This is a genomic window from Flavobacterium sp. HJSW_4, assembly GCF_042436695.1.
In the GTDB taxonomy this organism is placed as follows: Bacteria; Bacteroidota; Bacteroidia; order Flavobacteriales; family Flavobacteriaceae; genus Flavobacterium.
Genome location: NZ_JBHNPP010000013.1, coordinates 1 through 23,666 on the forward strand (window position 1 = coordinate 1; position 23,666 = coordinate 23,666).

Sequence of the window (23,666 nt, forward strand, 5' to 3'; positions counted from 1 at the left end):
GTCCTGCAGTTGGAGTTCACGCCACACAAATCATGCGTGCAAGTCGTGAACATCCCGAAAAAGCAGATGGTTTTGGATGGACGTACAATCACCAGCCAATGATGGCTTATTGGAATAATACTTTTTATTTACATTATTTAAGTGATCCTTCAGGAGAACATATTCCGCCGAGTCAGACTTTAATTATGAGCTCTAAAGACGGTGTAACTTGGACAAAACCAGAAGTTATTTTCCCAATTTACAGAATTCCTGACGGATGGAAAAAAGAAGGCGTAGAAGGTGTAGCCAAAGATTTGGATGCCATTATGCACCAAAGAATGGGCTTTTATACTTCAAAAGACAAACGACTTTTCGCTTTGGCGTATTACGGAATCGCGATGGATGAAAAAGACGATCCAAACGACGGAAAAGGAATTGGACGTGTGATTCGTGAAATCAAAAAAGATGGAAGTTTTGGCGAAATCTATTTCATCAGATACAATAAAACTTGGGATAAATCGAAATCGAAATTCCCATTTTATACCGCTTCAAAAGACAAAGGATTAAAGAAAGCCTGCGAAGAAATTTTATCTAACCCGTTGATGTTGCAGCAATGGGTAGAAGAAGCTGATCGCGATGACGAATTGATTCCGTTACAGAAACCATACAAAGCTTTTAGCTATTATCATTTAGCAAACGGAAATGTGGTTGGTTTATGGAAACACGCTTTAACATCTATAAGTAGAGATGGGGGAAAATCTTGGGATTATATGCCGTTGCGTGCGCCAGGTTTTGTAAACAGCAATGCTAAAATCTGGGGACAAAAAACATTTGATAACCGTTATGCAACGCTTTACAATCCGTCAGAATACCGTTGGCCTTTGGCAATTTCTACAAGTGATGACGGACTGAATTATAAAGATTTATTATTAGTTCATGGCGAAGTGAGTCCGATGCGTTACGGCGGAAACTACAAATCTGCGGGACCTCAATACGTACGCGGAATCACAGAAGGCGACGGAACTCCGCCAGACGGAAAAATCTGGGTAGGTTACAGTGTAAATAAAGAGGATATTTGGGTAGCATCAATTCCAGTTCCAGTAACTTCTGTTGTGACAGAAAATGTAAATGATGTTTTCAATACGCTTCCAAACGGAGAAGAATTGAAGCTTTGGAATACTTACGATCTTTCTTGGGCATCCACAAAAATCGAAAAGAAAGCCGATGGTAAAAAATGGCTGACGTTAAGAGATCAGGATTATTTTGATTATTCTCGTGCTGAACGAGTGATTCCTTTCGCATCAAAAATGGAAGCTGTTTTCACTGTAATGCCAGAGCAGAATAATCATGGTTTATTGCAGATTGAATTCCAAAATAAACAAGGTTTGCCTTCAGTAAGATTAATTTTTGATTCTGACGGAGAATTAAAAGTGAAAAATGGCGCTCGTTTGAGTTCGGTTGCGAAATACGAAGCAAATAAAGCGTATAAAATTACAGTTAAATTAGATGCTAAAAACCGTCAATACACTATAAAAGTAAACGACGGAAAAGAATCAACAAAGATATTTTATGCACCAACAGATGGTTTTGAGCGAATTATGTTCCGCACAGGAGAACAAAGACATTCGCCAAATCCAGACACAGCGCCAGACACAGACGATTACGATGACTTGCCTCAAACGGGAAAACAAATTCCAGAAGCGGTATTCAATATCGAATCTTTGGTAACTAAAAAATTATAATTTGGTTGCCTCGAATTACACAAATTTGCACTAATTTTTTATTTGATTTAGAATGAAATTCAAGGAATTAGTGTAATTCGTGGCAAAAAAATAAATCAGCTCAATCTGCAAAATCTGCGAGAAACAAAATTAGCAGACAAACAAGTAAAGATGAAGAATTTTAAAAACATTGTATTAGCATTTTCTCTTTTAGTAACTCTAGTTTCTAAAGGACAAATTCTGCCCGTACGCTTAACAACAGAAATGGCTGAAAATCCATTGGCAGTTGTAGAGAATCAACCAAAATTAAGCTGGCAATTAGTTTCAAAAGAATCTGATGCATCACAATTAGCTTATTTGATTTTATTAGCTTCTTCGGAAGAAAAACTAAATAATGACGATGGAGATATCTGGAACACAGGAAGAGTAAATACAGACAAAAACCTGCATATTGTTTATAGTGGAAAAGCATTAAAAAGCGAAACCAAATATTTCTGGAAAGTTAAAGTTTGGAATCAATCAGGAAAAGTTTCAAAATGGAGTAGGACAGCTTCTTTCAGAACTGCTCCGTTAGAATCAGATTTAAATCCAACTTGGATTGGTGCGATTACAAAAGCAGATAGTCATTTGCCTGAGGGAAGAACGTATCATACAGCGACTTTCAACAGAGAAAAGAAGAATTCGTTTATCAATGCTTCCGATTCTTTGGCGCGTAGAAGTATCATGCTTCGTAAACCTTTCGAAGTAGAAAAAGAAATTAAAGAAGCTGTTGTCTATATTTCAGGTTTAGGACATTACGAATTAACGATAAACGGGAAAAAAGTAGAGAATAGCCAATTTGCACCTTTGTGGACGGATTATGATAAAACGGTTAACTATAATGTTTACGAATTAAGTGCCAAAGAATTTCAAAAAGGTGATAACGTAATTGGCGTTCTTTTAGGAAACGGAATGTACAACACGCTGGCTGAAAGATATACGAAGTTCTTCGTGAGTTTTGGTCCGCCGACTTTGTTTTTCAAAATGAAAATCAAATATAACGATGGTTCAGAGGAAATTATAAAGTCAGATCGAACTTGGAAATACAGCAAAAGTCCGATTACGTATAACAGTATTTTTGGAGGTGAAGATTACAATGCCAACTTAGAGCAAAAGGACTGGAATAAAAAAGGTTTTAAAGATAGAGATTGGAAAAAAATAGTCATTCAAGAAGCGCCAAAAGGAGTTTTAAGACCGCAGACTGCACCGCCAGTTACTATCCAAAAACAATACGAAGTTAAAACCGTAAAAGAGCTGAAACCGAATTTCTACGTTTTTGATATGGGACAAAATCTTTCTGGATTTCCAACGATCAAAGTAAAAGGAAAAAGAGGACAATCGATTCGTGTTTGGGTTGCGGAAGGATTAAATGAAGAAGGGACAATCGCTCAAGGAAGATCTGGAAAACCTTATTATTACGATTATACTTTGAAAGGCGATGGAGTTGAAGAATGGACACCGAAATTCAGTTTCTACGGTTATCAATATGTTCAAATTGAAAATATTAATTACAAAGATGCTAAGAATGCGGAGTTTCCAACTTTAGTAGATTTAAAATCAAATTTCATTTACAATTCGGCTGGTGAAGCGGGAAGTTTTGCTTGTTCAAATGAAATTTTCAATAGAACACATGAGCTGATAAACAACTCGATAAAAAGTAATTTTCAAAGCGTTTTTACGGATTGTCCGCAACGTGAAAAATTAGGATGGTTAGAAGAAATTCATTTAAATGGCCCGGGTTTAATGTTCAATTATAATTTAGAAAATTATATTCCGGCTACGATGCAGAACATTTCTGATTCACAACGAGATAGTGGTTTAATTCCGTCTATTGTTCCAGAGTATGTGATTTTTGGTGGCGATTTTACCGATTCTCCAGAATGGGGTGTTACAGGTGTAATTCTGCCTTGGATGTATTACGAATATTACGGAGATACTTCATTATTAGAGAAATATTTTCCTATCATGAAAAAGTATGTCGACTATCTGGAAACGAAATCTACAAACCATATTGTGTCTCACGGATTGGGCGATTGGTACGATTACGGAACTCATGCGGCTGGATATTCAAAAAACAGTCCGATTGCGCTTTCAGCTACTTCGCATTATTATTACGGAGCGTATTTGACTGCTAAAGCTGCTAAGTTATTAGGCAAAACGGAAGATTTTGAGAAATATGAAGCATTAGCTTCTGAAATAAAAATGGCTTTCAACAAGGAATTTTTCAATTCAGAAACCAAACAATACGGTACGAACAGTCAGTTTAGTAACTCAGTTCCGATTTTTATGAATATCGTAGAACCGCAATACAAAGAAGCGGTTATGCAGAATTTACTGGCTGATATCAAAGAAAAAGGAGATCGTTTGACAACGGGAGATGTTGGAAATCGTTATTTATTCCAAACTTTAGCGAGAAACGGCGAAAATGAAACCATGTTCAAAATGCACAATCATTACGATGCGCCGGGTTATGGTTTTCAGATTAAATTTGGCTTGACCACTTTAACGGAACAATGGGATCCAACAAAAGGAAATTCGTGGAATCATTTTATGTTAGGACAAATTGAAGAATGGTTTTACCAAAGTTTAGCTGGAATTGTGTCTGATCCTGAAAAACCGGGTTTCAAACATTTCTTCATTCAACCTGAAGTAGTTGGCGATATGACTTTCGCGAAAGCGGATTATCAATCGGTTTACGGAAAAATTGCTTCTTCTTGGGAGAAAAAAGACGGCAAGTTTATCTTGAATGTTAGAATTCCTGTGAATACAACAGCGACAATTAAACTGCCTGTTTCTAAGAATTCAGAAATAAAAATTGATGATAAAAAGGTTAGGGCAGGTTTTAATGAAAAAGATAAAAAGCCAATGCTAGAACTTGGTTCAGGAACTTATACTATAGAATGTAAGTTGTAATTATGAGTTATGAGTTATGAATTGTAAATAAGCTCAGAAAAAAACAATTGCCTCTAGTTAAAATTGTAGGTAATTCAAAAAATATAATAATGAAAAGAATAAAATACATCATCTTAGTTTCCATTTTTGCTTTGACATTTGCGAATGCACAAAGTACTTCTGATACTAATTTTAGAAAACCAGTATCAGAAACTTTAAAGAAAATTGAAACGCTTTTTAAAGTAACAATCAACGATGACAGAGGTTTACTAAAAGGAAAAGAACTGGATTATGCCGATTGGAGAATCGAACCGGGAAATCTGCCGCTTTCGCTGACTAATATTTTGGCTCCGTTCGAATTGATGTATTTCAAACAGCCGGATGGAACGTATATCATTCGTAAATATGAAAACCATAAAGTTTCCGTCGATAAAGGAAAAGAACGTTTGTTTTACTTGGAAAGCCTTTATTCGACTAAAGAAGAATGGGAAAAACGCAAAACGGAGTTAAAAGCTTGTATGATTGCATCATTTGGTTTGGATAAGGCGCCCCCTACACCTAAGTCTAAACCACTTTTAACTCCAAAAAGAATCTACAAAGACTACAGTGTTGAAAATATAGCTTTGGAAATATTACCAGGGGTTTACGCGACGGGTTCGATTTATAAACCGTATCCGCTAAATAAAAAAGCTGCTGTTATTCTAACTCCCGACGGACATTTTGGTGACGGAAGATATAGAAAAGACGAGCAGTACAGATGTGCCATGATGGCAAAAATGGGAGCAATTGTTGTTGGTTATGACTTATTTGCTTGGGGAGAATCGTTATTGCAATTTCCTGAAGAAACGCACAGAAACAGCATTGCATCTACAGTTCAGGTATTGACGGGAATTCGTTTCTTGGATTATTTAGCAACCGTAAAAAATGCTGATATGACAAGAGTTGGTGTTACAGGAGGTTCTGGCGGAGGATCGCACACAATGTTTCTAGCAGCGATTGATGACAGAGTAAAAGTTTCAGCTCCAGTTGTAATGGTTTCGTCTCACTTTTCAGGTGGATGTCCATGCGAAAGCGGACGCGGAATTCACTTGTGCGGAAACGGAACAAACAATGCGGAAATCTCAGCTATGATGGCTCCAAAACCACAATTAATTGTTTCTGATGGAAAAGATTGGACGTTAGCAGTTCCAGAATTGGAGTTTCCGTTCATTCAAAGAACTTATGAATTATATGGCAAGAAAGATTTAGTAGAAAATGCTCATTTTGCAAAAGAAGGACATGATTTCGGAATCTCGAAACGTATGGCTTTGTATCCATTTATGGCGAAATATTTAAATTTAGATTTGAATAAAGTAAAGAATGATAAAGGCGAAATCGACGAATCGACTTGTGTAATTGAACCAAAAGAAAAGCTTTTTGTTTTTGGAGATAAAGGAGAAAAACTTCCAGCAAATGCTCTAAAAGACATCAACAAATTATATGAAATGTTCGGAGAAAAAAATCTGAAGGTTTATGAGGTTAAGAAATAATTAGGTTTGCCACGAATTTCACTAATTAGCACGAATTATTTTTTTGCCACAGATTAAAGGATTTTCACAGATTTAGCAGAAAAAAATCCAAATAATCATTTTAATCTGTGACAAAATAAATTAGAGAAATTGAATAAAAATTAAAAAAGAAATTAGTGCAATTCGTGTAATTCGTGGCAAAAAGAAAAACATATTTATGAAGTTAAAATTTAAAATCACAGCAATCTGTTTTGGAATTTTTTCGTTGACTGCAACGGCACAAAACGACCTGAAATTATGGTATGATAAACCAGCAGCAATCTGGAACGAAGCTTTACCATTAGGTAATGGACGTTTGGGCGCAATGGTTTTTGGTGATCCAGCAGTTGAGCGTTTGCAATTGAACGAAGAAACGATTTGGGCAGGATCTCCAAACAGCAATGCGCATACAAAATCAATTGAAGCTTTGCCGAAAGTAAGACAGCTTATTTTTGATGGAAAATTTGACGAAGCCCAAGATCTGGCTACGAAAGATATCATGTCGCAAACCAATGACGGAATGCCGTATCAGACTTTTGGAAGCGTTTATATTTCATTCGCCGGACATCAAAAATATACTGATTATTACAGAGATTTAGATATCAGCAATGCTACTGCAAAAGTAAAATACAAAGTAAATGGCGTTGAGTTTACAAGAGAAATTTTAACCGCATTTTCAGATCAGGTAATTGTAGTAAAACTTTCTGCGAGTAAACCAGGTCAGATTACGTGTAACGTTTTCATGAACAGTCCGATTGATAAAACTGTGGCTTCGACGGAAGGAAACCAAATTATACTTTCTGGAACAGGAACAAATTTTGAAAATGTAAAAGGAAAAGTAAAATTTCAAGGAAGACTTACGGCTAAAAACAAAGGAGGAGAAATTGATGCAAGCAATGGCGTTTTAAGCATCAACAAAGCTGATGAAGTAACTTTATATATTTCAATTGCAACTAATTTTAAAAACTACCAAGATATTTCTGGAGACGAAATCGCGAAGAGCAAATCGTTTTTAGATCAGGCTTTGCCAAAAAGTTTCGACGAAATCAAAAAAGCACATGTTGATTATTACCAAAAATTCTTCAACAGAGTTTCTTTAGATTTAGGTTCGAATGATTTAGTTAAGAAACCAACAAACGAAAGAATTAGAGATTTCTCGAAACAATTCGATCCGCAATTGGCCGCTTTATATTTCCAGTTTGGACGTTATCTTTTAATTTCAAGTTCTCAGCCAGGCGGACAGCCAGCCAATTTACAGGGAATTTGGAACGATATGGTAACACCGCCTTGGGACAGCAAATACACGACAAACATCAATGCTGAAATGAATTACTGGCCAGCGCAAGTAACAAATCTTCAGGAAATGCACGAACCGTTTGTTCAAATGGCAAAAGAATTAAGTGTTACAGGCGCAGAAACGGCTAGAATGATGTACAATGCTAGCGGATGGGTTTTGCATCATAACACTGATATTTGGCGTGTTACAGCTCCAGTTGATTCAGCTGCTTCGGGAATGTGGCCGACAGGTGGTGCTTGGGTTTGTCAGGATTTGTGGGAAAGATATTTGTATACAGGAGATAAAAAGTATTTAGCAGAAATTTATCCAATTATGAAAGGCGCTGCCGACTTCTTTTTGGACTTCATGATTGTAGATCCAAACACAGGATATTTGGTTGTGGTACCTTCAAGTTCTCCAGAAAACACACACGCTGGCGGAACCGGAAAAGCAACAATTGCATCAGGAACAACGATGGACAATCAGTTGATTTTTGATTTGTTTACGCATGTTATCGAAGCTTCGGTATTGGTTTCTCCAGATGCTGCTTATATGAAAAAAGTTAGCGATGCTTTGGCAAAAATGCCTCCAATGAAAATTGGAAAACACAATCAGTTACAGGAATGGCAAGACGATTGGGATAATCCAAAAGACAATCACAGACACGTTTCGCATTTGTACGGATTGTATCCAAGTAATCAGATTTCGCCAATTAAAACACCAGAATTATTTGAAGCTACGAAACAATCGTTGATTTATAGAACAGACGAATCTACAGGTTGGTCAATGGGCTGGAAAGTGAATTTATGGGCGAGATTATTAGACGGAAATCATGCTTATAAATTGATTCAGGATCAATTGCATTTAGTAACGGCTGACCAAAGAAAAGGAGGAGGAACGTATCCGAATATGTTAGATGCGCATCAGCCTTTTCAAATTGATGGAAATTTTGGTTGCACAGCTGGTTTTGCCGAAATGTTGATGCAGAGTCAAGAAGGAGCGATTCAATTATTACCTGCTTTACCAACGGTTTGGAAAGACGGAAGTATAAAAGGTTTAGTAGCAAGAGGCGGTTTCGTAATCAATATGACTTGGAAAAACAATAAAGTTTTGACTTTAAAAATCTATTCAAAAATTGGAGGAAACTGTCGTTTGAAAGTAGAAAATACTTTGAGTGGTTCTTCAATCAAAAAAGCAAAAGGTAAAAACACAAATCCGTTGTTTTATGATGTTGAAGTGAAGAAACCGATTATTTCAAGTGAAGCAAAACTGGAAAAAGTAAAACTGCCTAATTATAATATTTACGATGTGAATATGAAAGCAGGACAGACATATACTTTTACTGGGAATTAAAAATATTTTAAAACCATATAAGTGATATAAGAAAATATAAAGTAATGCTTAATTGAACTTATATTACTTATATGGTTTAACTTTAAAAGATTGAATTTTAAATGTTGACAAATTTCAAACATAAAATAATAGCCCTTTCCATTGTAATCGCCTGCTTAAACAGCGGTTGCAAATCTGGCGCAGGATCTTCACAATTAGGAAAATCGGCTATTTTAAAAGAAAAAGACTTCAAACATTATGTTGATTATTTCAACACGATGGAAGATGAGAATTTAAAATTTGCCATTCCGAATGATAGTGCTTGGACTTGGATGGAAAAAAATATTCCGTTGTTTGAATGTCCGCAGCAAAATTTTGAAGAAATCTATTATTTCAGATGGTGGAGCGTTCGAAAACATATCAAAAATACACCGCAAGGATTTGCTATTACGGAGTTTTTGGTAGACCGTTCGTATGCTGATAAATACAATATGATCAGTTGTGCTTTGGGGCATCATATCAATGAATTCAGATGGGTTCATGATCCAAAATATATTGAACAAGATGTGAAGCTTTGGTACCGAGGCAATGACGGAAAACCGATGAACAAATTGTATAAATTTAGCAGTTGGACAGCCGATGCTTTATACAATCGTTATTTGGTGAATAAAGATGAAAAATTCTTATTGGATCTATACCCAGACATGGTTACAGATTATGCCGTTTGGGAAAAAGACCGTCAACGAAAAGATGGTTTATTTTGGCAACATGATGTAAAAGATGGAATGGAAGAATCTTTAAGTGGCGGACGAAAAGTACAAAATGCAAGACCAACGATTAACAGTTACATGTACGGAAATGCTATAGCGATTTCTAAAATGGCTGAAATGAAAGGCGACAAAGATGCTGAAGTAAAATTCAAAGCTAAAGCTGATGATTTAAAGCAATTAGTGGAAACGAAATTATGGAATCCAAAAAGTGAATTCTTTGAAACTTTGACGCAAAAAGATACACTGGCACAAGTCCGCGAGGCGATCGGATTTATTCCGTGGTATTTTAATCTTCCAGAAAAAGGAAAAGGATTTGAAAAAGCTTGGGAACAAGTGAAAGATGAAAAAGGATTTTCAGCCCCGTTTGGTTTAACAACGGCAGAAAGAAGAAGTCCGCGTTTTAGAACTCACGGAACCGGAACTTGTGAGTGGGACGGTGCAATCTGGCCTTTTGCAAGTTCGCAGACTTTGACCGCTATGGCCAATGTTCTAAACGATTACAATCAGAATTTTGTTGGAAAACCTGATTATTTCAAACAAATGGAATTGTATGTGCAATCGCAGTATTACAGAGGAAAACCTTATCTTGGTGAATATTTGGACGAAACGACTGGTTATTGGTTAATGGGCGACAGAGAAAGAAGCCGTTATTACAATCACTCGACTTTCAACGATTTAATGATTACAGGTTTGGTCGGTTTACGTCCGAGAGCTGATGAAAAGATTGAAGTAAATCCGTTGATTCCGCAAGAAAAATGGGATTGGTTTTGTCTCGATAATGTTTTGTATCACGGCAATATAATTACCATTCTTTGGGATAAAACAGGAGAAAAATATAAAAAAGGAAAAGGTTTTAGAGTTTTCAAAAACGGAAAAGAAATTGCATTTTCTGAAAGATTAGAAAAAGTTATAACAGATTAATTAAAGAATAAAATTTGGAGAAAACAGTATTAAATTATTCAATCAAGGGAGGTATATTTCAGATTTTATGGAATCTGGTTTTTGTGGTATTAGGTATTTATCTTTTTTCTCGAACAGACTTTGAAAGGATTACATTTAAGTTTTCTCATCTGGCGTTACCTGTTGTTGCAATTCTATTTATCATTGTTTATGGTATAAAAGCGGTAATGACATTTTCTAAATTTCATAAAAAAATAATATTTTCACAAGAAGGAATAGAACTCAATGAGGCTTTTTTTGAATGGAAAGATATTGTATTTCCAAGAGTTTTTTTCAAGACAGAACATACGGCCAAGTTCAATATGTCTTATAAAGAGTTTTACCTGACTTTTGTTTATAAACAGGAAACGATCGAAATAAAAATTGATGATTATGATGTAACTGAAAATGAAATAAAAGAACTCATAAAAAAATATACTCCAAAATTTACTCCAAATCCTATGAATGAAAATAAAGCAGTTTACTTACCAATACATGATTTTGACGAGATCATAACTTTAGAGCAATATTATGATCTTGAACATGATGATTCAGAAGAGGCGATAAAAGACGTCCAAAAATTAGCTGTAAAAGACCTTGAAGGTGTAAAGCGATTTTGCGAAAAGCAACTTTTTGCACAGCCTGATAAAGTTAGTTTTGTTTATTATTCGCTGAGTGAAGATGAAGATATTGATAAATGGGCAGATTTTCTTTGTGATGAATTTACTAGAGTTTATCAGATAGCATTAAATCAGAATAAAATTAAAGAACTAACTCCTGTCTTGTATGAGATTTTGGTCGAGAATATAACTTCATATAGTGCAGAAAAAGTTAGAGAAACATTATTGAAAGGTTTAGATCATAGGCAATTAGATGTTCGTTTAAATGTCTTGGAATTTCTTCAAGACTGGTCTGATGAGGGCGTTTTGAAAAGTAATTTGGCTTTGGTTTCTAAGTTGAGACAAAAGCTGAAAGATCCTGAATGGAAAATGCGTTGGAAAACAAGTAAATTTTTAGAACAGAATAAAATCGAATTTGAAAGTTTAAGTACGCTTGATAAATTAAAAAGGTTTATTAATCCTTAAATTTTAGGATTAGTTTGTCATCAAAAAATGAAAATAAAATTTACTCTCGCAGATTTTGCAGATTTAGGAGATTTTAAAATAAAAAATTAATCTGCTCAATCTGTAAAATCTGCGAGAGAACAAAAAAAAGCCTCAAAAGCTTAATCACAATGCCATGAAAAAGTTTTTTTTACATCTTACCTTAATCATTTCACTTTTCACAATTTCGGCGAAAGCCCAAAACAAAATTGTTGTAAGTGATTTAAAATGCGAAATGCTGACCAATCCAGAAGGAATTGACGTTTTACAGCCAAGATTGAGTTGGAAAATAAAAGCAGATGTAAACGATGTAAAACAAACGGCATATCAAATTATAGCTTCTTCAAGTTTAGAAAAACTAAATGCCGGAAATGGCGATTTATGGGATAGCGGAAAAGTACAAAGTGACGCTTCTGTAAATGTAATTTACAACGGAAAAAAGTTGAAAGACCGTCAAGATATTTTCTGGAAAGTAACGGTTTTTACGAATAAAGGAGAAACTCAATCGAAAGAAAATGCACATTTCAGCATCGGGATTTTGACTTATGCAGATTGGAAATCTACTCGTTGGATTGGTTACGAAAAAACATCTCCTGGCGATAGTATTTCACAGTATTCTAGATTATCAGCGCGTTATCTTCGTAAAGAAATTAACCTGAAAAAGAAAGTCAAAAATGCTAAGGTTTATATTATCGGAATGGGATTATATGAACTTTACATTAATGGAAATAAAATTGGAGATCAGGTTTTAGCTCCAGTTCCAACAGATTATACGAAAAATGTAAAATACAATGTTTTTGATGTGACTTCGCAGTTGCAAGAAGGCAAAAACATGTTGGGAACGATTTTAGGAAATGGACGTTTTTTTACGATGCGTCAGGATTACAAACCATATAAAATCAAAACTTTTGGTTATCCTAAAATGGCTTTGCAGTTGTTTGTGGAATATACCGATGGAAGCAAAGACTTAATCAGAACAGATGATACTTGGAAAATCACAACTGATGGACCAATTTTATCGAACAACGAATACGACGGAGAAGAATACGATGCTCGCAAAGAAATGAAAGGCTGGAATACCATTAATTTCGATGATAAAAAATGGCTTTCTGCTGAATATGTTCAAGAACCAGGCGGATTCTACGAAGGACAGATGTCGGCTAATATGAAAGTAAAGCGCGAAGTAAAACCTATTTCGATAAAACAAACACCAAAAGGAACTTATATCTTAGATATGGGACAAAATATGGTGGGCTGGTTGCAGTTGAAAGTCAAAGGTAATAAAGGCGATAAAATCACGATGAAATTTGCCGAATCGCTTCAGCCGGATGGTTCGTTATACATTGCTAATTTGCGTGATGCGAAAACTACAGATATTTATACTTTAAAAGGCGAAGGAGAAGAAGTTTGGGAACCTCGTTTTATTTTCCACGGATTTAGATTTGTTGAAATTTCAGGGTTTACGACAAAACCAACTCTAGAAAATTTTGTTGGAAAAGTAGTTTATGATGATATTCAAACTACAGGAACTTTTGATTCTTCGAATCCAATAATTAATCAGATTTTTAAGAATGCTTGGTGGGGAATTAGTGGGAATTACAAAGGAATGCCAATCGATTGTCCGCAAAGAAACGAGCGTCAGCCTTGGTTAGGAGACAGAACAACTGGTGCTTATGGCGAAAGTTTCTTGTTCGATAATCAGACTTTATACGCAAAATGGTTAGATGATATTAAAAACTCACAAACCATAGATGGCGGACTTCCAGATGTTGCGCCTGCTTTTTGGCGTTATTACGGAGATAATGTGACTTGGCCAGGAACGTATATCACGGTTGCCGATATGCTGTATCAGCAGTTTGGAGATGCAAAAGTCGTAGAAAAACAATATCCGTACATGAAAAAATGGATGGATTATATGGAAGAAAATTATTTAGTTGATGATTTAATGACCAAAGATAAATATGGCGATTGGTGCGTTCCGCCAGAATCTTTAGAATTAATCCGTTCGAAAGATCCTGCTCGTTTAACGGATGGTGAATTGATTTCAAGCGCGTTTTATTATCAGCTTTTGAATATCATGAAGAAATTTGCTGTGATTTCTAAAAAAGGAAATGATATTCAGCATTATGATGATTTGGCTTCAAGAATCAAAAAAGCATTCAATGCAAAATATTTGAATACAGAAAAAAATAGCTACGCCAATAATACCGTAACAGCCAATTTATTGCCTTTAACTTTCGGAATGGTTCCAGAAGGACTTCAAATCAAAATATTCGAAAACTTGGCACATGAAGTTGAAGTAACGAAAAACGGTCACGTAAGTACAGGAGTTATTGGAACACAGTTTTTAATGCGAACGTTAACCAATTTTGGTCGTGGCGATTTGGCTTTCAAATTAGCTTCAAATAAAACCTATCCAAGTTGGGGGTATATGGTCGAAAACGGTGCGACTACAATCTGGGAACTTTGGAACGGAAACACCGCAGATCCAGCGATGAATTCGCAAAACCACGTCATGCTTTTAGGTGATCTATTGATTTGGTATTACGAAAACATGGCAGGAATCAAAAGCAATCCTGAAACTCCGGGATTCAAGCAAATTATCATGAAACCAGATTTCAATGCTGGATTGACTTATGTAAATGCTTCTTACGAATCAGTTTATGGAACAATTAAAAGCGATTGGAAAAAAGACAAAAAAGCTTTAGTTTGGAATATTACAATTCCTGCGAATACTTCTGCAGTTGTATATCTTCCAGCAAATGATATTTCAGCTGTTTCAATCAACAAACAGAAGCTAGATAAGACTTCTTTCACTTATTCTAAAGACAAAAATCAGGTTATCGTTACACTTTCGTCAGGAAATTATGCGGTAAACGTTAAATAAGCTGCATTTTTAGTTTTTCGGGACAGTACAGGATACATTGTTAATTTTTTAGTGTTATTTTTACACTTAATAAATATTTTTACCTAAAAAAATGTTAGGTATATATTTATAGTCAAAAAAAATAATTCATAATTTAATTAAGAATGAAGATCATAAAATTAGCATTTGTCTTGTTTGGACTTTTCCTTTTAGGAAGTTGTAAATCGGCTTTAGAAAAAAAGACTTGGAAAGAAGGTATTTTAGTAGATCAATTTGTTTACGATAAAGCGCCTTATCCATCTTGCCACGCGATTACAATTGTCGAAGCTACAAATGGTGATTTAGTTGCTTCTTGGTTTGGAGGAACGCATGAAAGACATCCAGATGTTTGCATTTACGTTGCAATCAAACCAAAAGGAAGCGATACTTGGAATGAAGGCGTAAAAGTAGCTGACGGTGTGATGAAAGAAGGGCCAAGATTACCAACTTGGAATCCAGTTTTATATCAAATTCCAGGTGGTGATTTAATGCTTTTCTACAAAATCGGACCAAAACCATCGGAATGGTGGGGTGTAATCAGAACTTCATCTGATGGAGGAAAAACTTGGTCTGAAGCTCAAAAAATGCCTGATGGTTTCTTAGGACCAATCAAAAATAAACCTGTTTTATTAAGCAACGGAACTTTATTATGTCCGTCAAGTATCGAAGGCGACGGATGGAGACTTCGTATGGAATCTACTCCAGACTTCGGAAAAACTTGGGTAATGGGCGATACGCTTCCAAGAGGAAAACAGAAAATCAATGCGATTCAGCCAAGTATTTTATTCCATAAAGACGGAAGCATTCAAGCCATTGGAAGAACTCGAAACAGAGCAATTTTCAGCACTTTCTCAAAAGACAACGGAAAAACTTGGTCAGATATTGAGTTAATAGGACTACCAAATAACAACTCAGGAACTGATGCTGTAACCTTAAAAGATGGAAGACATTTATTAGTTTACAATCACGTTCTTCCTCCTGGAAAAGAAGCAAAAGGTCCAAGAACGCCTTTGAATGTCTCGGTTTCTAAAGATGGAATTCACTGGAACGCAGCTTTGGTTTTAGAAGATTCAAAAATCAGCCAATATTCTTATCCTTCCATGATTCAAGGTTCAGACGGAATGGTGCATATTGTATACACTTGGAGAAGAGAAAAACTGAAATATGTAAAAGTTGATCCAAGTAAATTAGTGGCACTTCCAATCAAAAATGGTGTTTGGCCAGGTGAAGAAGGAAAAGTGGTGACAGCTGTAAAAGCGGAAGAAGAGTAAAAATATTAGCCACAGATTAAAAGGATTAAAAATGATTTTAATTCTAATTAATCTCCAAAATCTGCTCAATCTGCGAGAGTAAAATTTTTTCCCGCAGATTTAGCAGATATCGTAGATTTTTTAATCCAAATAATCCTTTAATCTGTGGCAGAAAAAAATATAAGAATGAAATCTAAAAAACATTTATTAATTGCCATGCTTGTTGTTCTATCAACAACATTCAATAGCTGTGCAACGGCTCAGTCTTCAAACAAAAAGCAAAAATATAAAGTTGCGGTTTGTGATTGGATGATTTTAAAAAGACAAAAACTAGGTTCTTTTGCTTTAGCAGCAGAAATAAAAGCTGACGGAATCGAACTAGACATGGGAGGTTTAGGAAACAGACCAACTTTTGACAGCAAATTGGGCGATCCTGTAGAAAGACAGAAATTCTTGGATAAATCGAAAGAAACTGGAGTTGGAATCAGTTCCATTGCCATGTCAGGATTTTATGCGCAATCATTTGCCACAAGAGAAATCACGCCAATGATTAACGATTGTGTCCAAGCGATGAAAAACATGAAAGTAAAAGTGGCTTATTTGCCTTTGGGAACACAAACCGATTTAGTTAAAAATCCAGAACTGCGTCCAGAAGTAATTAAGAGATTGCAATGGGCAGGAAAAGAAGTGGGGAAAATTGGCGGTGTAATTGCAATTGAAACTTCTTTAAGCGCAACAGAAGAGAAAAAACTTTTAGATGAAGTCGGTTCAAAATACATTAAAAGCTCTTTCAACTTTGCTAATGCATTAGACAATAAAAGAGATATTGCTTCAGAATTAAAGATTTTAGGAAAATATGTAGCGCAGATTCACGCTTCAAATACCGATCAATTTTGGTTAGAAAACGACCCAGCGATCGATATGCCGAAAATCAAACAAACTTTGGACGAAATGAAATGGAGCGGATGGTTAATTGTAGAACGTTCGAGAGATGTCAATCAAGTTCATAATGTAAAAGCCAATTACGGAGCAAACGTAGCTTATTTGAAGAAAATCTTCCAGAATTAAAAAGAAAATAGGTGAAAATATGTAAAAGTTAAACAACACAATTTTTCACTACAGATCTGCGTGATTTTTTTGCGCAGATTTTTTACTCTCATTTTTGTCATCCCGAGGAGCGAGGGATCTCCACAAGTAGCTCTATAAAGATTGGCGATTTCTGTGTGGAGCTACTTGTGGAGATTTCTCCTTCGTCGAAATGACAAACATTATGGGAATTTTAATGAATAAAAAACAGCATACTATGAAATATTTACAATTACTTTTTTTATGTCTTTTCGTCTCTTTCGCGACAGCGCAAAACATTACTATTGTTAGTGATGCGAGTTCGCCAAGAGCAAAATTTGGAGCAGAGAAATTATCAGAAACACTTTCAGCTAAAGGTTTTACAGTTGCTTCTGCCGATAAATTAAAAAGTTCAAAAGATAAAGTAATTGTTATTGGAGAAAAAGGAACTGATTTTTGGAAAAAGAATGCGAAAAGTGCTAAAATCGATGATAGCAAATTAACCAAGAAAGAAGGTTTTTTAATTCGTACTCAAAAAAATATAATTTTCATTGAAGGAACAGATGCAAGCGGAACTTTGTACGGTGCAATGGAATTGGTAGACAGAATTAAAACTTCAGGTCAGCTTCCTTCAGAAATTAATATTGAAGATAGTCCAGAAATGGTTTTGCGCGGTGCTTGTATCGGAATGCAGAAACCTGTTTATCTTCCAGGACGTGATGTTTACGAATATCCGTATACGCCCGAAACTTTTCCTTGGTTTTACGATAAAACGCTTTGGATTAAATACTTAGATATGTTGTTAGACAACCGCATGAATTCTTTGTATTTATGGAACGGACACCCATTTGCTTCTTTGGTAAAATTGAAAGAATATCCGTTTGCAGTTGAAGTAAGCGATGAAGATTTCAAAAAGAACGAAGAAATCTATAAATTCCTAACGGTTGAAGCTAACAAAAGAGGAATTTGGGTAATTCAGATGTTTTATAACATTATTGTTTCTAAGCCTTTCGCAGAGCATTATAACATAAAAACGCAAGATCGTTCAAGACCAATCACGCCTTTGTTGTCAGATTATACTAGAAAATCAATTGCAGCTTTCATCGAAAAATATCCAAACGTTGGTTTAATGGTTTGTTTGGGAGAAGCAATTAATACGGTTGATGATGACGTTGAATGGTTTACAAAAACGATTATTCCAGGTGTTCGTGATGGTTTGCAAGCTTTAGGGAAAACTGAAGAACCGCCGATTATTTTGCGTTCTCATGATACAGACGGACCTTTGGTTATGGAAAAATCACTTCCGTTATACAAAAATCTTTATACGGAAAGTAAATATACAGGTGAGTCTTTAACGACTTATACACCAGGCGGACCTTGGGGAGAAACGCACAAACAATTGAGCGCTTTGAAATCAATTCATATTGAGAATGTCCATATTTTGGCAAACTTAGAACCTTTTAGATACGGTTCTCCAGATTTTATCCAAAAAACAGTTAAAGCAATGCATAGCGTACACGGAGCAAATGCATTACACTTATATCCGCAAGCTTCTTACTGGGATTGGCCATATTCTGCCGATAAAACAAAATCGGGCGAGCGTTTACTAGAAATGGATCGCGATTGGATTTGGTACAAAGCTTGGGCAAGATATGCTTGGGACAGCAAAAGAGACAGAAACGAAGAAGTTAAATATTGGGATAAGGATTTAGCTGCGAAATTCGGAACGACTCAAGAAGCAGCAAATAATATTTTAAAAGCGTACGAAGAAACAGGAGAAATTGCTCCAAAAACTTTAAGACGTTTCGGAATCACAGAAGGAAATAGACAGACTTTATTGTTAGGAATGTTCGAAAGCCAATTGGTGAATCCGTCAAAATGGAGAGTATATCCAGGATTCCACGAATCTTGCGGACCAGCGGGCGAATTGCTTTTAGAATATGCTAAAAAAGAATGGAATAAAGAACCGCATTCTGGCGAACTTCCAACGCAGATTATTGCTGAAATCACAGAACACGGAAGATTAGCCGTTGAAGCCATAGACAAAGCCGAAGCAAGCGTAACAAAAGACAAAGAAGAATTTGCACGTCTTAAAAATGATATGCATGCGTATAAAGCTTTCGCAGATTTCTTTTCAGAAAAAGTAAAAGCAGCGTTGTTGGTTTTAAGATACAGTTATTCAAATGATATTGCCGATTTAGACAAAGCAATGCCTCATTTAGAAAAAAGTTTGGAGCACTACGAATTATTGGTAAAGTTGACAAAAGACACGTATTACTATGCGAATAGTATGCAGACTGCACAACGTAGAATTCCAATTGGAGGAGACGACGGAAACAATAAAACTTGGGCTGAATTGTTACCACATTACGAACGCGAATTAGCTAATTTCAAAAGAAATCTAGATAAGTTAAAATCTTCAAAAGATGGAAAAGTAGAAAGCAAAGAAGGAAAACCTTGGAAAACTGCTGATGTAACTTTTATTGATGAAAAACCGGGAACTTATTTAGTGAAAACTGGAACAAAAGTCTACGGAACAGATATTTCTGAATTGACAAAAATAGCTCCTGAACTTCAAAACCTAAGAGGATTTTCATTTGTAGAAAACGACCAAAACGAAAAAGGAACTCATTTGAAGTTTAGAAATACAAAAGCGGTTAAATTAGTAGTTGGGTATTTCAATTCAGATCAAAAGAGATTTTTATTGCCTCCAAGTTTAGAAACCGATGCTGCAGGAAATGCTCACGGTCAAGCCGAAGTGATTCTGGCAAGCGCCATGAACTTGAAAGATTTACCACGTGTAAATATTCATACGTATACTTTCCAACCTGGAGAAAATAAATTAGATCTAGGAAAAGGAAAAGTATTGATTTTAGGTTTCATCGACGCCGATCAAAACATTACACCACGTGATGTTGGATATATTGATGCTGGAGAAAAAGCAGCAGTTGATTGGTTGTTTTATTAAGAATAATTATAGCGTGTTCGCCGCGGCGAATCGGGCTGTACGTTCCCGCTTTTTTTGAGGCGAAGAAAAATCGCCTCAAAAAAGAGCTCCACTGCCATCCCTCACGCGAACAAGAGTATAAACACAATCTTGTCATCCCGAGGAACGAGGGATCTTCGCAAGAAGCTCGACAAAGATTGGCGACATTTCTATACGGAGTTACTTGCGGAGATTTCTCCTTCGTCGAAATGACAAAATTGGCGTAAATTAAAAATTTAAACCTATAAGGTTTTGAAAACCTTGCAGGATGTACAACAAAACTTAAACAACCTTATATAACTTATATGGTTTTTAAAAATATGAACAGAATAGTTTTTTTTATTTTTTGTTTTTTTTCAAGTCTTTGCTTTGTTTGGAGTCAGAGCAAAGATTCAGGGAAGTTTCGTAAAGAGATTTCACTGAATTCGTCTTGGGAAACTATAATATTGGAAAATCTTCCGGTGCAGGAAGAGAGGTTTGTAGACCATCCAAAAACTGATTCCAATTGGCAGCAGGTTAGTGTGCCTCACAATTGGGATCAGTATTATGGTTTCAGAAGAACAAAGCATGGAAATTTACACGGTACTGCATGGTACAAAAGAACATTAAAACTCGATAAAGCTACGGCTGGAAAAAGGCTCTTTTTGTTTTTTGAAGGCGTTAGTTCTTACGCGACAGTTTGGGTAAACGGAAAAAAAGTGGGCGAACACAAAGGTGGACGAACCACTTTTACGCTTGATATTACGAAAGCCGTTTCTTTAGAAAAAGAAAACCAGGTTTTAGTTAAAGCATCACATCCTTCTTTTATTGCCGATCTTCCGTGGGTTTGTGGAGGATGTTCTGGCGAATGGGGATTTTCAGAAGGTTCTCAGCCAATGGGGATTTTTAGACCAGTTTCTTTAGTCGTTACAAATGATGTTAGAATCGAACCTTTTGGCGTTCATATCTGGAACGACAAATCGGTTTCGAAACAAAAAGCGATTTTGCTTACGACTACAGAAATCAAAAATTACGGAACTTCAGATCGAAATTTGACTATAGAAAATATTCTTTTTGATGCTTCAGGAAAAAAGGTTGTGAGCTCAAAAAGTACAGTTAAAAATACTTCAGGAGAAATAAAAACGGTTGCTCAGACTTTACCCGAAATTCAAAATCCGAAATTGTGGTCACCTTCAAATCCGTATTTGTATAAATTGGTTACTTCTGTTTTGGAGAATGGAAAAGTAATCGATCAGTTAACAACGTCCTACGGAATTCGTTGGGTAAGCTGGCCAGTCAGTCGTGACGGAAAAGACAATCGTTTTTTCATTAATGATGAACCTGTTTTCATAAACGGTGTTTGCGAATACGAACATCAAATTGGAAACAGTCATGCGTTTTCAGACGAACAAATTCACGCTAGAATCGAGCAGATAAAAGCTGGTGGATTTAACGCTTTTAGAGAAGCGCATCAGCCTCATAATTTATTATATCAAAAAGAATTAGACGAAAACGGAATTTTATTTTGGAGTCAGTTTTCAGCACATATTTGGTATGACACACCAGAATTCAAAGAAAATTTCAAAACCTTATTGCGCGAATGGGTTAAAGAACGAAGAAACAGTCCGTCAGTTGTCATGTGGGGCTTGCAGAATGAAAGTACAATTCCGAAAGAGTTTGCTGAAGAATGTACACAGATTATCCGCGAAATGGATCCTTTATCGGCTTCGCAGAGAATTGTTACGACTTGTAATGGAGGAGAAGGAACAGATTGGAATGTTGTTCAAAACTGGTCAGGAACGTATGGTGGAGATCCGTTAAAATACCATTTAGAAATGACGACTCAGTTATTAAATGGAGAGTATGGCGCTTGGCGTTCTGCCGATTTACATACGGAAGGCGAATTCGATCAAAAAGGAATTTTAAGCGAAAACCGTTTTTCTCAGTTAATGGAAATTAAAGTGAGAGAAGCAGAATCGGTAAGAGATAAAATTGCAGGACAATTCAACTGGCTTTTTGCTTCGCACGAAAACCCAGGACGTGTTCAGAATGGGGAAGGATTTAGAGATATTGATAAAGTCGGCCCTGTAAATTACAAAGGGCTTTTTACGATTTGGGGCGAACCTTTGGATGCGTTTTATATGTATCGCGCCAATTACGCTTCAAACAAAACCAATCCGATGGTTTATATTGTTTCGCACACGTGGCCAAGCCGTTGGGAAAAAGCCGGAATCAAAAACGGAATAGATATTTATTCGAATTGCGACGAAGTGGAATTGTTTAATGATGTAAACAAAGTTTCACTTGAAAAACTAAAAAATCCAGGAATTGGAAAACATTTTCAGTTTAACAATGTCAATATTCAATACAATGTTTTATACGCTGTTGGATATGTAAACGGAAAAGCGGTTGCTAAAGATTATATTGTTTTAAATAATCTTCCAAAAGCACCAAATTTAGAAACTTTAGTTGCTGATAAAAGCGATATTTTAAAAGCAAAAAGTGGTTTAAATTATATCTACAGAGTTAATTGTGGAGGTTCAGAATATACAGATAGTAACGGAAATACTTGGTTAACCGATACACACAAAAACGGACAAAATACTTGGGGATCTTTATCTTGGACAGATAATTTTGAAAAATTACCAGACTTTTTTGCAAGCCAAAGAAGCAGTTTCGATCCTGTAAATGGGACAAAAGATCCAGAGTTATTCCAAAATTTCAGATATGGAGTAGATAAATTACGTTATGAGTTTCCTGCGCCAGATGGAGAATATGTAATAGAATTGTATTTCACAGAACCTTGGTACGGAACTGGTGGAGGCTTAGACTGCAAAGGCTGGCGTTTGTTTGATGTTGCGATTAACAATAATATAGTTTTAAAAGATTTCGATATTTGGTCAGAAGCTGGACACGATAAAGCTTTAAAGAAAACTTTTACTGCTAAAAGTGTAAATGGAAAAATTGTGATTTCGTTTCCAAATGTAAAAGCAGGACAAGCGATTATTTCTGCGATTGCCATTGCGACAAAAGATAAAAATGTAAAACCAGCAGATCAATCGCCAAGAAATATTCAGAATGTAAGCTTGGATTCTAAAGATTTTAAAATTGGTTCTTGGTTGGATATTAATTCGAAACAATATTCAAATTCTGAAGTTATTTTTACCGAATTGCCTTCAGAAGTTTTTGGTGCAGATTATTTACAGTTTTCCGCTAATTCAAAAGTTTCAGGTTCGTTTACAGCAAAAGAAGAATCGACTATTTTTGTTTTGGTTGATGATAAAATAAAAACATTAAATTGGCTTTCAGATTATAAAAAAATCGAGGAAAAAGCGAAAAACAACAACGGAATTTCTTTTGATGTTTTCACTAAAAAAGTAAAGAAAGGCGAGAAGGTTCTTTTTAATAATACTGAAACAATTTCGACAATTGCCGTTGTTCCTACATATGATATGGGCGAAAAAGACGATTCAAGACCTGTCGTAATTATCGAAGCTGAAAAAACAAAAACAACTGGAACAGGAATTGAAAAAGGAAATTTCAAAAAAGCCGATTATATCGAGTTCACTAAAAAGACCAATAACAGTATTGAGTTTGAAGTAAAACCAGGTGTTGCAGGAATTTATTTAATGCGTTTCCGATTTATGAATCGAAACGAAGCGCCGATGAAAGTGAAATTCAAAATGGAAGATGCGTACGGAATTTTAATGCGAAATGATACCATTGAATTTTTCCCTTCGCCAGAAAAATGGAAAATATTAAACACAACATCAGGAGGTTATATCAACGCAGGAACTTATAAAATTACTTTAGAAGGAGATGATTTGAAAGGGTTGTTGTTGGATAATTTCGAATTTCAATAGTTTTTTGTTAGGGACAAAGG

Annotated in this window: 11 protein-coding genes; all 11 read left to right on the top strand. The window is 35.6% G+C overall.

Annotated features, from left to right (window positions below; all coding sequences use genetic code 11):
* Nucleotides 1–1,721, top strand: a 1,721-nt coding sequence (locus ACE01P_RS13580) for a six-hairpin glycosidase (RefSeq protein ID WP_379698692.1), incomplete at its 5' end; no start/stop codon positions are given.
* A gap of 150 nt (nucleotides 1,722–1,871) precedes the next feature.
* Entirely contained in the window at nucleotides 1,872–4,652 is a 2,781-nt protein-coding gene (locus ACE01P_RS13585) for a glycoside hydrolase family 78 protein (RefSeq protein ID WP_379698694.1), read from the top strand.
* Nucleotides 4,653–4,741: 89 nt separating this feature from the next.
* Nucleotides 4,742–6,160, top strand: a complete 1,419-nt coding sequence (locus ACE01P_RS13590; RefSeq protein ID WP_379698696.1) for an acetylxylan esterase — start codon at nucleotides 4,742–4,744, stop codon at nucleotides 6,158–6,160.
* Nucleotides 6,161–6,356: 196 nt separating this feature from the next.
* Nucleotides 6,357–8,807 (top strand): glycoside hydrolase N-terminal domain-containing protein, encoded by a 2,451-nt coding sequence (locus tag ACE01P_RS13595; RefSeq protein ID WP_379698698.1) that lies wholly within the window; start codon nucleotides 6,357–6,359, stop codon nucleotides 8,805–8,807.
* A gap of 101 nt (nucleotides 8,808–8,908) precedes the next feature.
* Nucleotides 8,909–10,477 (top strand): glycosyl hydrolase family 65 protein, encoded by a 1,569-nt coding sequence (locus ACE01P_RS13600; protein ID WP_379698700.1) that lies wholly within the window; start codon nucleotides 8,909–8,911, stop codon nucleotides 10,475–10,477.
* Nucleotides 10,478–10,491: 14 nt separating this feature from the next.
* On the top strand, nucleotides 10,492–11,580 hold the full coding sequence (locus ACE01P_RS13605) for a hypothetical protein (protein ID WP_379698702.1): 1,089 nt from the start codon (nucleotides 10,492–10,494) through the stop codon (nucleotides 11,578–11,580).
* Nucleotides 11,581–11,734: 154 nt separating this feature from the next.
* Nucleotides 11,735–14,485 (top strand): glycoside hydrolase family 78 protein, encoded by a 2,751-nt coding sequence (locus ACE01P_RS13610; protein ID WP_379698704.1) that lies wholly within the window; start codon nucleotides 11,735–11,737, stop codon nucleotides 14,483–14,485.
* A 143-nt stretch (nucleotides 14,486–14,628) separates the two neighbouring features.
* Nucleotides 14,629–15,774, top strand: a complete 1,146-nt coding sequence (locus ACE01P_RS13615; protein ID WP_379698706.1) for an exo-alpha-sialidase — start codon at nucleotides 14,629–14,631, stop codon at nucleotides 15,772–15,774.
* A gap of 165 nt (nucleotides 15,775–15,939) precedes the next feature.
* Nucleotides 15,940–16,821, top strand: coding sequence for a sugar phosphate isomerase/epimerase family protein (locus ACE01P_RS13620; RefSeq protein ID WP_379698708.1), 882 nt, complete (start codon nucleotides 15,940–15,942; stop codon nucleotides 16,819–16,821).
* Between the two features lie 235 nt (nucleotides 16,822–17,056).
* Nucleotides 17,057–19,786 carry a glycoside hydrolase family 20 zincin-like fold domain-containing protein gene (locus ACE01P_RS13625; RefSeq protein WP_379698710.1) on the top strand — a complete coding sequence of 910 codons (2,730 nt, stop codon included), beginning with the start codon at nucleotides 17,057–17,059 and terminating at the stop codon, nucleotides 19,784–19,786.
* Between the two features lie 338 nt (nucleotides 19,787–20,124).
* A complete protein-coding gene (locus tag ACE01P_RS13630) occupies nucleotides 20,125–23,646 on the top strand; it encodes a malectin domain-containing carbohydrate-binding protein (protein WP_379698712.1) in 3,522 nt (1,173 codons plus the stop codon).
* Nucleotides 23,647–23,666 lie beyond the last annotated feature (20 nt).